Here is a 13,046-nt window from a genome sequence, read left to right as displayed (position 1 = left end):
GGCGTCTGCAAGTACTACCAACACTCGGGTTGGCGGTACTTGCAGACGCCATCAGGGCTGGCGCCCAGCCGTCATTCCTCCAGCACGTCTCGCAGTTGCCGCAACGTCTTCGCGAGCAACCGCGAGACGTGCATCTGCGAGATCCCGACCTTCTGGGCGATCTGCGTCTGCGTCATGTTGCCGAAGAACCGCATGATCACGATCTTCCGCTCCCGTTCGGGCAGCTTCTGCAGCAACGGGTGCAGTGCCTCCCGCTGCTCGATCATCGCGATCTCGGGGTCTTCCTCGCCGATGGTCGAGCCCAGCGAGATGGACGAGTCCTCCGACATCAGCATGTCGTCCAAAGACGCGCTCTGGTAAGCGTTTCCGGCCGCGAGTCCTTCGTGGATCTCCTCACGGGAGAGCCCCAGGTGCTCGGCGAGCTCGGACGGCGTCGGCGCGCGACCCAGCGACTGCGACAGCCGCGAAGTGCCGGCGTTGATCGCCAGGTGCAGTTCCTTCAGGCGTCGCGGCATGCGGACCGACCAGCTGGAGTCGCGGAAGTACTTCCGGACCTCACCCATGATCGTCGGCACGGCGAACGACAAGAAGTCTGATCCGCGATCGGGGTCGAACCGGTCGACCGCGTTGATCAGGCCGACCGTCGCCACCTGCACCAGGTCCTCGTGCGGTTCGCCGCGGTGGCCGAACCGGCGGGCGATGTGCTGGGCGACCGGGAGGTGCTCGGTCACGAGTCTGTCCCGCAACGTCTCACGCGCGGGCCCCTCGGGGGTCACCGCGAGCTCGGCGAACAGCGGGGCCAGGTGGTCGTAGTCACCGCCCTGCTTCGTCGTGGTCGCCTCTTCGGAGCCCGTCACGCATCCACCGCCCCTGCCGAAGACTTCACGAGGTCGATGTGGACCACGAACCCTTCGGCCTCGTCGACTCTGGTCTCCACGGAGTCGACGAGCGCGGTCAGCACGCGCCACCCGAAGCTGCCCTCGTCGGGCCCGGAGGCCGACTTGGCGACGACTTGGGCGGACACTCTCACCGCGCCGGAGCCGTCCACCGCGAAGTGACAGCTGAGGACGGCGTCCTGCGCCGCCAGCGTGATCAGCGTGGAGCACGTCTCGTCGACGGCGAGCTTCAGGTCCTCGATCGAGTCGAGGTCGAAGTCCTGCCGCATGGCGATGTCCGCCGCGACGGCGCGGACGATGGACAGCTGCGTGGGATCCGCGGCCATCCTGAGTTCGACCCCTGACAAATGCGTCACACCCACCTCGTAGTCCGTTCTGCTGAAGGCCGGCATGTCATTGCCGTACCCGAATTGATCTCATTTCACACGTGTATTGGCCGGACGGCCTGGGAAATCACCTGGCAGAGGCATCCAAGGGGAGGAGCGTTGTGCTGGTGCAAGAGGACTCCCTGGCCCTTCGCTTCCCCGCAGACGCACGTGAGGTCGCGCCGGTTCGGCACCAACTTCGCGAGTGGCTGCAGGGCAGCGGTTTCGACGAGGACGAGGCGAGCGATCTCGTCCTCGCCGTCAGCGAGGCGGTCAACAACTCGGTCGAGCACGCGTACCCGGCGCCCGCGCAGGGCACCATCGAGGTCCGCGCGCAGATCGGCGACGACGGCACTGTCGCCGTCGACGTCTCCGACCACGGCCAGTGGCGCGTCCCGCCGCCCGCGCTCACCATGCGCGGCCGAGGACTTCTGCTCATGCGGGAGAGCGTGGACGAGGTCGTGATAGACCGCTCGGCGAGAGGCACGACGGTGCGACTGCGCCGGGCCCGATCGCCCCTGACCCTCGGGCCGCAGGTGGCGCCCGACTGCGAACTCCACGAGACCTCCTCCGGCGTCGTCGCCGTCGTCCGGGGCAACGTGCCCGCGGAGGCCGGACCGGCACTGAGGCGCACGCTCACCACGGCGGCGCGCGGAGGCACCGTGCCGCTGACCGTCGACCTCACCCAGCTCGGTGAGGACAGGACCGGGGTCCAGCAGGCGCTCCACGCGGTCGCCGAGGCCCTGGAGGCGGCGGGCAACCGCCTCACCGTCAGGCGCTGACGGCAGCGTCCACGGACTCGTGCACGCTGAACACCTCACCGAGGCCCGTGGCCTCCAGAGGGCGCGTCACGGCCCGTGCGGTGGCCACGACCTTGAGAGCCGCGGAGTGTTGGGGCGCCAGCCTCGCGGCCTCCACCAGAACCGCCAGACCGGCGGATCCGAGGAACGTGACGCCCTTCATGTCGATCACGAAGGTGCCACCGTCGGCCAGGCCGTTGACCAGGGCGTCGCGCAACGCGGGCGCGGACACCATGTCGACCTCGCCGGACACGGCGAGCACCGTGACACCGGCCGCCGGCTGGCTGGCCGACAGTGCGATGGTCTGCTCCGCTCGCGGGTCCTGCACAGTCACCGATGTTCTCCCTCTCGCACCCAGGGAGCCACTACCGCAGCGGCTCCAATGCGGCTGCTGGCTCAACCGCTGCGGCCTCACCGTACGTGAGTGTCCGCGACCAGGACAGGTCGAGGGTTTCGTACCCCGGCGCGGCAGATCTCAAACGTGCAGCGCCTCCCAAAGTCGCTGCGCGGTGTCGTAGGCGATCCTCGGTGGCGGGGTCATGCTGTCGGCGTCCTCCAGTTCGCCGCTGGCGACCAGCACCAGGGCCATGGCCACGTCCCGCAGCTTCACGTTGGCGTGCTGGCTGGCCCGCACGAGCAGTTCGAACGCGTCCCCCGGCGTGCAGGGCCGTGCTCCCATCAGCAGCCCCTTGGCCTGCTCGATGTAGCGTCGGTGCTGCACCATCCGCACCATTTGGTCCGCTCTGAGCACCTCCCCGGCGCAGAACTCCACCACCGCGGCGGCGGTCGCGACGAGCGGCTCGATCTCCTCGATGGCCTTGAGGTCCTCCACCCGCGGCGGGTGGTCCAGGTACACGGTCAGCACCACCGGACCGCCGTCACCCCAGCTGCCGGGGACCGCCACGACGTCCAGATCGCCGACCTTGCCGGTGACCTGCCGCTCGTCGCGCGAGGCGTCGACGAGCGGCCCCTCCCCGCCCTCCACCTGCGCCTGGTCCAGGTCCTCCGCGACGCCGATCGCCCTGAGCACCGCGCCGTCCGGCCACACGCTCAGCCCTACGCCACGGCACCCCTGCAGTCGCTCACACAGGTGGTCCATCAAGCGGGAGATCAGTTCGCCACCAAATTTCACCTGGTCCACCACGCGAGGTTATGCCCTGCCGATGCCCGGCACGAGACGTGCGGTCGTCGGCGTACGACGAACGGTTGCGTAGGCAACCAACCAGTTATCCGTCCCGCTTCGGACCCGAACAGCTCGGCGCGCCGATTGATCCAGTTAACGCTAAGGACCCAAACAGGACACGTGTTCTGAACCACAGTCCGCCAGAATTCGTTCACAGGGATAACGCCGGAGCCCCGGTGCGCGACATCCCTGATGTCACGGAGGGACTGAAATGAGAACCGCCATGGAGATCCAGCCACACGAGGCAACTGCGCCTGATTCCTGTGGGCTGCCCACGACGCCTTGCAGCGTTGTGTGGAGCCGGGGCCACGCGTACGTGCTCGAGGGTCTTCGCGCTCGCTGGGTCGGCCGGGACGACCGGGGCCGCCCGCACGCCATCTCCGGCGCCGAGATGCAGCGCCGCGGCTGGACACTCTTCAAGACAGCTTGATCTTGTAAGAACTGAACGCTCCGCACGAACCCGCAACCAGTCGCACCGCGTGCCGTGACGCCATCCGGCAGCCCCTGCGCAGTCACTCGTTTAGAGTGCGGGTGTGCGTGATCCGGCTGATCGCCTGCTGACGATTCCGAACCTGCTCAGCGTGTTGCGGCTGGCCGGTGTTCCGCTCTTCCTGTACCTGTTGCTCGGACCCCGCGCGGACGGCTGGGCGCTGCTCGTCCTCGTCTTCGCGGGGCTTTCCGACTGGTTGGACGGCAAGCTCGCGCGCTGGCTCAACCAGATGAGCAACCTGGGCGCGCTGCTCGATCCCGCCGCCGACCGCCTCTACGTGTTCTGCACGCTGCTGGCGTTCGTGATCAGGGACATCGTGCCGCTGTGGATCGCCCTCGTGCTGGTGGGGCGAGAGCTCGTCGTCGGCGTCTGCCTGCTGATCCTGAGGCAACGGGGCTGGGGCCCGTTCGAGGTCACCTACCTGGGCAAGGCCGCGACGTTCAACCTGCTGTACGCGTTCCCCCTGCTGCTGCTCGCGCAGGGTGATTCGGCGTGGGCGCAGCTCGCCCAGCCGTTCGCCTACGCCTTCACGGCCTGGGGCGGAGCGCTCTACCTGTGGTCGGCGCTGCTGTACGTCTACCAGTTCTTCCAGGCCCTGAGGGTCACTCCCACCAAGGCCGCGTGAAAAGATCACCCCATACAGGTTCAGCACGAGGAGCGCAGTCAGTTGATTCCCGAGGAGCTTCGCTACACCGAGGAGCACGAGTGGGTCGCCAGCACTGGCGAGAACACCGTGCGCGTCGGCATCACCGACTACGCCCAGGAACAGCTCGGTGACGTCGTCTTCGTGCAGTTGCCCGAAGTCGGCCACACCGTCTCCGCGGGCGACACGTTCGGCGAGGTCGAGTCCACCAAGAGCGTGTCCGACCTCTACTCCCCGCTCGACGGTGAGGTCGTCGCCATCAACGACGCGTTGGTGCAGGCACCCGACTCGGTGAACACCGACCCGTACGGCGAGGGCTGGATGGTGGAGATCCGCCTGAACGACGCGGACGCGCTGGAAGGCCTGCTGGACGCTGACGGGTACAAGGCGTTGGTGGAGAAGGAGTGACGTCGATCTTTCGCCGGATCTTCGGCCGGAAGGGGAGCCGCGCTGAAGGTGGCGACCCGAACGCGATAGGTTTTACCGGAAGTGACGGATCCAGCAGCAGGAGGAGAGCTCAGGTGAGCACGAACGACGGCCCAGGCGTTCCGCCGGAGCAGTCCCCGGAGCGGACCTCCGTCTTCCGGGCGGACTTCCTCCAGGAGATGGAGGGCGGCGCCGAGGCGCCCGCCCAGGAGCCGGCAGTTGCCGGTGTTGACGCACTTCCCGCCGGTTCCGCGCTGCTCGTGGTGAAGCGCGGCCCCAACGCCGGGTCCCGGTTCCTGCTGGACCGCGACACGACGAGCGCAGGGCGCCACCCCGACAGCGACATCTTCCTGGACGACGTGACGGTCTCGCGCCGCCACGCCGAGTTCCGCCGGGAGAGCGGCGAGTTCGTCGTCATCGACGTCGGCAGCCTCAACGGCACCTACGTCAACCGCGAGCCGGTCGACCAGGCCGTCCTCGCGAACGGTGACGAGGTCCAGATCGGCAAGTTCCGCCTCGTCTTCCTGACGGGTCCTGGCTCCGCGGGAGCCTGACGCGTGACGGCCGGGCGGCCACAACGTGGGGGACTGAGCATCGGGGCGGTGCTCTCGCAGCTCCGCCCCGAGTTCCCCGAGGTGTCCATCTCCAAGATCCGCTTCCTGGAAGCGGAGGGGCTGGTCCGCCCGGCACGCACGGCCTCCGGCTACCGCCAGTTCTCCGTGGCGGACGTCGAGAGGTTGCGTTTCGTGCTGTCCGCACAACGCGACAGATACCTGCCGCTCAAGGTGATCCGCGAACAACTCGACGCCACCCCTGTGGACTCTTCGTCGTTGTCGCGGGTCGAACTGCTGGCGCAGACCGGATTCAGCGCCGAACAGCTGTCCCAGCTGGAACGTGACGGTCTGCTGCGCGCCGGCCCCGGCGGCCGTTTCACCGCCGACGACATCACCGCGCTCCGCACGATCCGGACGATGACCGGACTCGGCGTCGAGCGCGAACACCTGCGCGCGGTTCGCGCTGCGGCGGACCACGAGGTGGTTCTGCTGAAGTCCTTCTCAGATCCCGAGACGGTCCGGGAATTGGCTGACCTGTTCACCTCGTTGCACACGTTGTTGGTAAGAGCGGGCTTGCGCCAGTCGTCTTGATCACGATCGGCCCGCAACAATTGAGCACACGGCCCGCTTGGCGGGTAGCGTCGAACACGTACGCCGGGGGATGCTCGGGTGTGAATCCGGGTACTCCCGAACGACATAGAGGGAGGCGAGGCCCGATGAGCGAGATGCGCGTCGTCGGCGTACGGGTGGAGCTGCCCCAGAACCAGCCGATCCTTCTTCTGCGCGAAACCGAGGGCGAGCGGTACCTGCCGATCTGGATCGGCTCCGTCGAAGCCACGGCCATCGCGCTCGAGCAACAGGGCGTCCGTCCCGCCCGCCCGTTGACGCACGACCTGCTGAAGGACGTCATCGGGGCGCTGGGACGCAACCTCGAACAGGTGCGGATCACCGACCTGCAGGAGGGCACCTTCTTCGCCGAGCTCGTGTTCGACGGCGACGTGCGGGTCTCCGCGCGGCCTTCGGACTCGGTGGCGCTGGCGTTGCGCGTCGGAGTGCCGATCCACGCCGAGGAGTCGGTGCTGGCCGAGGCCGGCCTGATCATCCCGGACGAGCAGGAGGACGAGGTCGAGAAGTTCCGCGAGTTCCTCGACTCGGTCTCGCCGGAGGACTTCAGGGGCGCGGACACCTGAGTTTTGCTCGGTGTCGCTGTCTGTCTCGTTTGGAACCGCGGTACCTCCGTGGCTCGTCGCTCATTTGGGCTACTTTCCGCTCGATTTACCCGCTAAACGATCACTAAACGTCACCTGAACGTCCTGGTTCGGGTGACGAGGTGACTCTCTACCTGAGGTTGAGGGTCGACACTCCCCGCGCGTCGCGTTGACCTGCCCTCTGACCGGTCTTACCGTCGAACTCGAGTGGACGTCGCTGCTTCGCGTGAGCTGACGCAGCGGCTTGACGGCCATGAGTTTCGTGGCCGTTCCGAGGGGAGGCAGGCGTGGTCGAGGAAGCGCCCGTGCGGGCCGAATCCGGGCAGCAGGGTGAGCTGTTCCCGGACTCCTCGCTGCCGGACGAACTCGTCGGCTACCGGGGTCCCGCGGCGTGCCAGATCGCGGGCATCACGTACCGGCAGCTCGACTACTGGGCCAGGACCGGGCTCGTCGCTCCGACGGTGCGGATGGCCCACGGGTCCGGCAGTCAGCGGTTGTACTCCTTCAAGGACATCCTGGTTCTGAAGGTCGTGAAGCGGTTGCTGGACACCGGTGTCTCGTTGCAGAACATCCGGGTCGCGGTCGACCACCTGCGCCGTCGCGGCGTGCAGGACCTGGCGAAGATCACGCTCTTCTCGGACGGCACGACCGTGTACGAGTGCACCTCGCCGGAAGAGGTCGTGGACCTGCTGCAGGGCGGTCAGGGCGTGTTCGGGATCGCGGTTTCCGGTGCCATGCGGGAGATCTCCGGGACGATCCACGAGTTCCCGGCCGAACGTGCGGACGGCGTCGAGATCGCTCCCATGACCGAGGACGAGCTGACGCGCCGGCGCAGGGAACGCGCGACCGGCTGACCGTCGCTTCCGGACTGGCCGACCGGACGGGTGTCGGTGGCCAGTCGGCGGACGCGCTGACGCGTGAGCGATCCCTAGCGTTGAACGCATGATGTGCACACCCTCCTCCCAGGTCGTGAAGGTGCTCGCCGACGCGGTGCAGCGAGCTTCCCGGCTGGGGTTCGCCGTCGTCGGCACCGAGAACCTGCTGATCGTTCTGGCGGACGCGATCGGACCCGGCCGCAGACTGGGCGTGTGGTCGGTGCGGGCACACGCGGTGGCCAGGGGCGTCGGGAACTGGGCCGCTGACGACGGCGGCGCAGGTGAGGCTGACCCAGACGTGGCCGCACTGATGCGCACAGCCCACGACCGCACTGGCCTCGAGTCCGCGCTGCCGGTGAGCCGGGCGTTGGACGAGTGCTTGCGTGCGGCGATCGCCGAGGCCGGCGACGGGGTGCTGACCACGACCCATCTCTCGGTGGCGTTGCTGTCGCTGAAGTCCGGACGCGCCGCCGAGCTGTTGGCCGTGCTGCGGGTGGATGCCGAGGCCACGATCGAAGCGGTGCGGCGTGCCGCGAAACCGGAAGAGGCTCCCGCGGTTCGGTTGCTGCGCAAGGCCGGGGCGTTGGAGGGCGACGCCGGTGGTGGCTACGTGCGCTGGCTGGTCCGGTTCGTCGCCCGTGGACAGGGGCTGGGCGGACCTGTGCTGACCGTCGTGCGGAACGAGGCGCACAGGCTCGCGCTGGCCGCAGGACGCGAGGAAGCCACGGCCGCGGACCTGGTGGCGGCGGTGCTGACCGTCGACGACCAGTTGACGGCCGCCGGGCGGCGGTTGCGGCCGGAGTTCGAGTCCGGTGGGGCGGCGGCGCTGCGGGCGGCGGGTGTGGATCCGGCCGCGTTGCCGGCCGCGAGCGGTGCCGGGGTCGGGAGGTTCGTGGAGGGCGCGAAGGCCGTGGCGGCCCGTCGTGGCGACGCCGTCGTGAGCACCGAGCACCTGCTGGTGGCGGTGCGCGACGATTTGCTCGACCCTGTTGGCAGGGTGTTGCGCGGTCTCGCTGTTGAGACGTAGGTCGCGCCTTGGCGACTAGCCGGGCTGCCTGCGGGTATTCTTCTCGGGTAGTCGCTGAACTCAGGCGGGAGAGACCGGGTTTCGAGCCCGGCGCCGAAGGAGCAAGTTCCTCCCCGGGAACCTCTCAGGCACCCAGGACCGCGTGAGCTAGACGCCTCTGGAAAGTGGTTCCTCTCGAGGAACCCGCCGACGGTGAAAGCCCTTGTGAGAGCAGGGGTGAACCTCTCAGGCGCCCTTCGGGGTACGGACAGAGCGGGGAGGGCACCAGGACACGTGTGCCCGCAGCCCCCGGAGGCGTTTGATGACGCAGGACCGCATTCCGCTCGCCGCTCTCGAGCACGGCACCCCGTTCGCCGACCGCCACGTCGGTCCGCGCCCGGCCGAACTCGCGCGCATCCTCGACGTCATCGGCGTCGGATCGCTGGAGGAGCTGGCGCAGCACGCGGTGCCTTCGTCCATTCACGAGCGCGACCTCGTGCTCGACCTGCCGGCTCCGGCGACGGAGACCGAGGCGCTCGCCGAGCTGCGTGAGCTCGCGTCGCAGAACCGCCCGATGACGCAGATGATCGGCCTCGGCTACTACGACACCGTCACGCCCGGCGTGATCCTGCGCAACGTGCTGGAGTCGCCCGCCTGGTACACCGCGTACACGCCGTACCAGCCGGAGATCTCGCAGGGCAGGCTCGAGGCGCTGCTGAACTTCCAGACCATGGTCGGCGACCTGACCGGCCTGCCGGTGGCGAACGCGTCCATGCTGGACGAGTCGACCGCCGCCGCCGAGGCGATGACGCTGGTGCGCCGCGGCGGTCGCTCGAAGTCGAACAAGTTCGTCGTGGACGCGGACACGCTGCCGCAGACGCTGGCCGTCATCGAGACGCGCGCCGAGCCGCTGGGCATCGAGATCGTCGTCGCGGACCTGTCGCAGGGCATCGAGGGTCTCGGCCTGGGCGGCGACTTCTTCGGCGTGCTGCTGTCGTACCCCGGTGCGTCCGGTGTGGTGCGCGACCAGAAGGACCTCATCACCGAGATCCACGACGCGGGTGCGCAGGCGGTCGTCGTCGCGGACCTGCTGTCCCTCACGCTGCTGCGCGCTCCGGGCGAGATCGGTGCGGACGTCGTCGTCGGCACCACGCAGCGCTTCGGTGTGCCGATCGGCTTCGGTGGCCCGCACGCCGGTTACATGGCCGTCCGCTCCGGTTTGGAGCGTCAGCTGCCCGGCCGTCTCGTCGGTGTGTCGGTCGACTCCGACGGCTCGCTGGCCTACCGGCTCGCGCTGCAGACGCGTGAACAGCACATCCGCCGCGAGAAGGCCACGTCGAACATCTGCACCGCGCAGGTGCTGCTCGCCGTGATCGCGTCGATGTACGCGGTCTACCACCTTCTACCACGGTCCTGAGGGTCTTCGCGCGATCGCGACCCGCGTGCACCGCTTCGCCACCGTGCTCGCCACGGGCCTGTGCGAGGCCGGTCTGGACGTCGTGCACGGCGAGTTCTTCGACACCGTCCAGGTCCGGGTCGAGGGTCGTGCCGCCGAGGTCGTCGAGAAGGCGCGTTCGTTCGGCATCAACCTGCGCCAGGTCGACGCCGACGTCGTGGCAATCGCTTGCGACGAGAAGACGACGCGCGCGCACCTCGTCGCGGTGTGGGAAGCGTTCGGTGTGACGGGGTCCGATGTGGACGCCATCGACGCCGACACCGCGGACGGCATCCCGGCCGACCTGCGCCGCACGTCCGACTACCTGACCCACCCGGTCTTCCACGCGCACCGCTCAGAGACCGCGCTGCTGCGTTACCTGCGTGCGTTGTCGGACAAGGACGTCGCGCTCGACCGCAGCATGATCCCGCTCGGTTCCTGCACGATGAAGCTGAACGCGACCGCGGAGATGGAGTCCATCACGTGGCCGGAGTTCTCGACGCTGCACCCGTTCGCGCCGGTCGAGGACGCCAAGGGCCTGTTGAAGATCGTCTCGGACCTGGAGGCGTGGCTGGCCGAGGTCACCGGCTACGACGCGGTGTCGCTGCAGCCCAACGCCGGTTCGCAGGGCGAGTTCGCCGGTCTGCTCGCGATCCGCGCGTACCACCGCGCGAACGGCAACGCCGACCGTGACGTCTGCCTGATCCCGTCGTCCGCGCACGGCACCAACGCCGCGTCCGCCGTCATGGCCGGCATGCGCGTCGTCGTCGTGAAGTGCGACGACAAGGGCAACATCGACATGGGTCACCTGCGCGAGACCGTCGCGGAGCACTCGGACGACCTCGCTGCGATCATGATCACCTATCCGTCCACGCACGGCGTGTACGAGGACACGGTTCGCGAGGTCTGCGGCCTGGTCCACGACGCGGGCGGCCAGGTGTACGTCGACGGCGCGAACCTCAACGCGCTCATCGGCCTGGCGCGTTACGGCAAGTTCGGTTCGGACGTCTCGCACCTCAACCTGCACAAGACGTTCTGCATCCCGCACGGCGGCGGTGGCCCCGGCGTCGGCCCGATCGGCGTGCGCTCGCACCTCGCGCCGTTCCTGCCGAACCACCCGCTGCAGCCGACCGCGGGCCCGGCGACCGGTGTCGGCCCGATCAGCGCCGCCCCGTGGGGTTCCGCGTCGATCCTGCCGATCTCGTGGGCGTACGTGCGCATGATGGGCGGCGACGGCCTGCGCCGCGCCACCCTGACCGCCGTGGCCGCCGCGAACTACGTGGCCCGCCGCCTGGACGAGCACTACCCGGTGCTCTACACGGGTGAGGGCGGCTTCGTGGCCCACGAGTGCATCCTCGACCTGCGCCCGATCACCAAGGCGACCGGCGTGACGGTCGACGACGTGGCCAAGCGGCTCGCGGACTACGGCCTGCACGCGCCGACCATGTCGTTCCCGGTCGCGGGCACGTTGATGGTCGAGCCGACCGAGTCCGAGGACCTGGCCGAGATCGACAGGTTCATCGACGCCATGATCGCCATCAAGCGCGAGATCGACCGCGTCGGCGCCGGCGAGTGGCCCGTCGAGGACAACCCGCTGCGCAACGCCCCGCACACCGCGGCCAGCGTGACCGTCGGCGAGTGGAACCACCCGTACACCCGCGAGGAAGCCGTCTACCCGGCCGGTACTTCCGCTCCGAAGATCTGGCCGCCCGTCCGCCGCATCGACGGCGCGAAGGGCGACCGCAACCTGGTCTGCTCCTGCCCGCCGCTCTCGGCGTACGGCAGCTGATCTGATACTCCGAAGGGGCGCACTCGGGGGTGCGCCCCTTCGGTATTTCTGGGTCCGGTCGGGTGGAAACGTTGTGGTGCAACGAAAAGTCCGTAACGCTCGCTGATCAACTGCCGACTGATCGAGCGTGCGAACGATGGCGGAGACCGCCGATGAGATCAAGGACTCGGTCGTCGAGGCGATGGCCCAGGCAGGCCACGACCGCAGGCGCCTGCGGTCGGTCGGGCTGACGTCGGACGCCGCGGCCTCGGCCGGTTCGACGAGCTACCCGGACGGTTCCGTGCTGATCGGGATCTCCGAGGCCGTCCTGGCCCTGATCCCGGTCTACAGCAGGCACCTGGCCCTGGCCGTCGCCCGCCCGAGCTCACTGTTCAGGCGCCTCAGGAGGCGCCGTCCGTTCGACACCGCCCTCCTCGCCGCGATCCTGCGGTACACGAGCCGTGTCGAGCGTTCGTCCGGCTCCGTGCAGACTCTGACGATCCCGCTGGAACCCTTCCAACAGCACACGGCGGACCTGCTGGCCACGCACAGCCTGCGGTTCGTCATCGCGCACGAGCTGGCCCACCACCTGCGCGGCCCGTTGGACGCCGATCGCCTCGCCTACCAAGCGGTGCTCGCGGCGCACGACTCCGGCCCGCCGTCGCTGGTGCCGTTGGGCGCGCTCATCGCCGTCACCGTCGTGCACAACGTCGAGAAGTCGCTGTTCGTGCGAGGTGCCGGCCATCCGCCCGTGGACCGCCGGCTCGGCGTGCTGTGGGAGGAGGTCCCGTTCCACGACCGTGCGTCGTTCAACTCCTGCGCCGCCCAGCTGTCCGAGGCGACGGACCTGGCCACCGACTTCACCCAGGGCTCGCCTCCGCGGGTCTCCTGGGACCTGCTGACCGACGTCGCTGAGCACCCGTTCGCCCGCTGCGACGAGCTCCAGTCGCTCACCCCGGCCCAGCTGGTGATCGAACTGCACCGCTGGCCCTCCATCGGCTCCGGCGCCAGGGCGTTGCTGGACGGCCGCCTCGACGACGCCGCGGGCCGGTGGGAGCTGCCGCTGGCGCTGTTCCACGCCTGGCAGGTCGCCACGCCGCTGGCCGCGTCCACGCTGCGCCTCGCGCTCCGGAAGGCGCGTGGCCTGGAGGAGCTGACCCCGCTGGAGCGGTGCCCCGTCGTGGAGGCGATGGCGGCTCTGGTCGAGCACAGGGTCGTCGGCGCCTAGACGGTTGATTCCCAGGGCGCCTCACGCCGTCTGGTGGCCATGACGTCTGCAAGTACCACCAACCCAAGGTCATCCAGCACTTTCCTACTGCCAACCGGCCCGGCTGCCGTGCCGCGCGACGGCGGGTTCCGGGGCTGTTGGTAGTAGTTAGAGGCGATTTGATCAAGAG

13 protein-coding genes, 1 pseudogene and 1 riboswitch are annotated in these 13,046 nt (G+C 68.9%); of the genes and pseudogenes, 10 read left to right on the top strand and 4 right to left on the bottom strand.

Features of this window, described 5'->3' with window-relative positions; genetic code table 11:
* Positions 1 to 71: 71 nt before the first annotated feature.
* Both UK23_RS27700 and UK23_RS27695 read right to left on the bottom strand, forming a co-directional pair.
* Positions 72 to 857, bottom strand: a complete 786-nt coding sequence (locus UK23_RS27700) for a SigB/SigF/SigG family RNA polymerase sigma factor (protein WP_045314589.1) — start codon at positions 855 to 857, stop codon at positions 72 to 74.
* Positions 854 to 1,288: an ATP-binding protein gene (locus UK23_RS27695; protein WP_045314588.1), complete on the bottom strand. Its 435-nt coding sequence runs from the start codon at positions 1,286 to 1,288 to the stop codon at positions 854 to 856. Before UK23_RS27695 ends, UK23_RS27700 begins: the two co-directional genes overlap by 4 nt.
* A gap of 95 nt (positions 1,289 to 1,383) precedes the next feature.
* On the opposite strand from UK23_RS27695, the gene UK23_RS49000 reads away from it, so the two are divergent.
* Positions 1,384 to 2,043: an ATP-binding protein gene (locus tag UK23_RS49000; RefSeq protein ID WP_052685117.1), complete on the top strand. Its 660-nt coding sequence runs from the start codon at positions 1,384 to 1,386 to the stop codon at positions 2,041 to 2,043.
* Here the strand turns inward: UK23_RS49000 and UK23_RS27685 are convergent.
* A complete protein-coding gene (locus tag UK23_RS27685; protein ID WP_052685116.1) occupies positions 2,033 to 2,395 on the bottom strand; it encodes an STAS domain-containing protein in 363 nt (120 codons plus the stop codon). The genes UK23_RS49000 and UK23_RS27685 overlap by 11 nt on opposite strands.
* Before the next feature lie 141 nt (positions 2,396 to 2,536).
* Complete coding sequence (locus UK23_RS27680) at positions 2,537 to 3,202, bottom strand: ANTAR domain-containing protein (RefSeq protein WP_156213433.1); 666 nt, start codon at positions 3,200 to 3,202, stop codon at positions 2,537 to 2,539.
* A gap of 575 nt (positions 3,203 to 3,777) precedes the next feature.
* On the opposite strand from UK23_RS27680, the gene UK23_RS27675 reads away from it, so the two are divergent.
* The 9 genes and pseudogenes from UK23_RS27675 to UK23_RS27635 all read left to right on the top strand — a co-directional run bounded on the left by UK23_RS27675 (position 3,778) and on the right by UK23_RS27635 (position 12,877).
* Positions 3,778 to 4,359: a CDP-alcohol phosphatidyltransferase family protein gene (locus UK23_RS27675; protein WP_045314586.1), complete on the top strand. Its 582-nt coding sequence runs from the start codon at positions 3,778 to 3,780 to the stop codon at positions 4,357 to 4,359.
* A gap of 42 nt (positions 4,360 to 4,401) precedes the next feature.
* The gene (gene gcvH / locus UK23_RS27670) at positions 4,402 to 4,785 is read left to right on the top strand and encodes a glycine cleavage system protein GcvH (protein ID WP_045314585.1); all 384 of its coding nucleotides are present in this window, start codon (positions 4,402 to 4,404) and stop codon (positions 4,783 to 4,785) included.
* A 113-nt stretch (positions 4,786 to 4,898) separates the two neighbouring features.
* The gene (gene garA / locus UK23_RS27665) at positions 4,899 to 5,357 is read left to right on the top strand and encodes a glycogen accumulation regulator GarA (protein WP_030476302.1); all 459 of its coding nucleotides are present in this window, start codon (positions 4,899 to 4,901) and stop codon (positions 5,355 to 5,357) included.
* 3 nt (positions 5,358 to 5,360) lie between these two features.
* Positions 5,361 to 5,948 carry a MerR family transcriptional regulator gene (locus UK23_RS27660; protein WP_052685115.1) on the top strand — a complete coding sequence of 196 codons (588 nt, stop codon included), beginning with the start codon at positions 5,361 to 5,363 and terminating at the stop codon, positions 5,946 to 5,948.
* Between the two features lie 125 nt (positions 5,949 to 6,073).
* The gene (locus tag UK23_RS27655) at positions 6,074 to 6,547 is read left to right on the top strand and encodes a bifunctional nuclease family protein (protein WP_030468959.1); all 474 of its coding nucleotides are present in this window, start codon (positions 6,074 to 6,076) and stop codon (positions 6,545 to 6,547) included.
* Between the two features lie 305 nt (positions 6,548 to 6,852).
* The gene (locus UK23_RS27650) at positions 6,853 to 7,419 is read left to right on the top strand and encodes a MerR family transcriptional regulator (RefSeq protein WP_045314583.1); all 567 of its coding nucleotides are present in this window, start codon (positions 6,853 to 6,855) and stop codon (positions 7,417 to 7,419) included.
* 88 nt (positions 7,420 to 7,507) lie between these two features.
* Positions 7,508 to 8,467, top strand: coding sequence for a Clp protease N-terminal domain-containing protein (locus UK23_RS27645; protein WP_045314582.1), 960 nt, complete (start codon positions 7,508 to 7,510; stop codon positions 8,465 to 8,467).
* A gap of 55 nt (positions 8,468 to 8,522) precedes the next feature.
* A riboswitch (glycine riboswitch) is annotated at positions 8,523 to 8,618 on the top strand.
* A gap of 150 nt (positions 8,619 to 8,768) precedes the next feature.
* A pseudogene (gene gcvP / locus UK23_RS27640) lies at positions 8,769 to 11,670 on the top strand (aminomethyl-transferring glycine dehydrogenase).
* Positions 11,671 to 11,806: 136 nt separating this feature from the next.
* Positions 11,807 to 12,877, top strand: a complete 1,071-nt coding sequence (locus tag UK23_RS27635) for a hypothetical protein (protein ID WP_045314581.1) — start codon at positions 11,807 to 11,809, stop codon at positions 12,875 to 12,877.
* Positions 12,878 to 13,046 lie beyond the last annotated feature (169 nt).

Source organism: Lentzea aerocolonigenes, from assembly GCF_000955955.1.
Taxonomy (GTDB): domain Bacteria; phylum Actinomycetota; class Actinomycetes; order Mycobacteriales; family Pseudonocardiaceae; genus Lentzea; species Lentzea aerocolonigenes_A.
The sequence above is the reverse complement of the archived record's forward strand: the minus strand, read 5'-3'. Positions and strand labels throughout refer to the sequence as shown.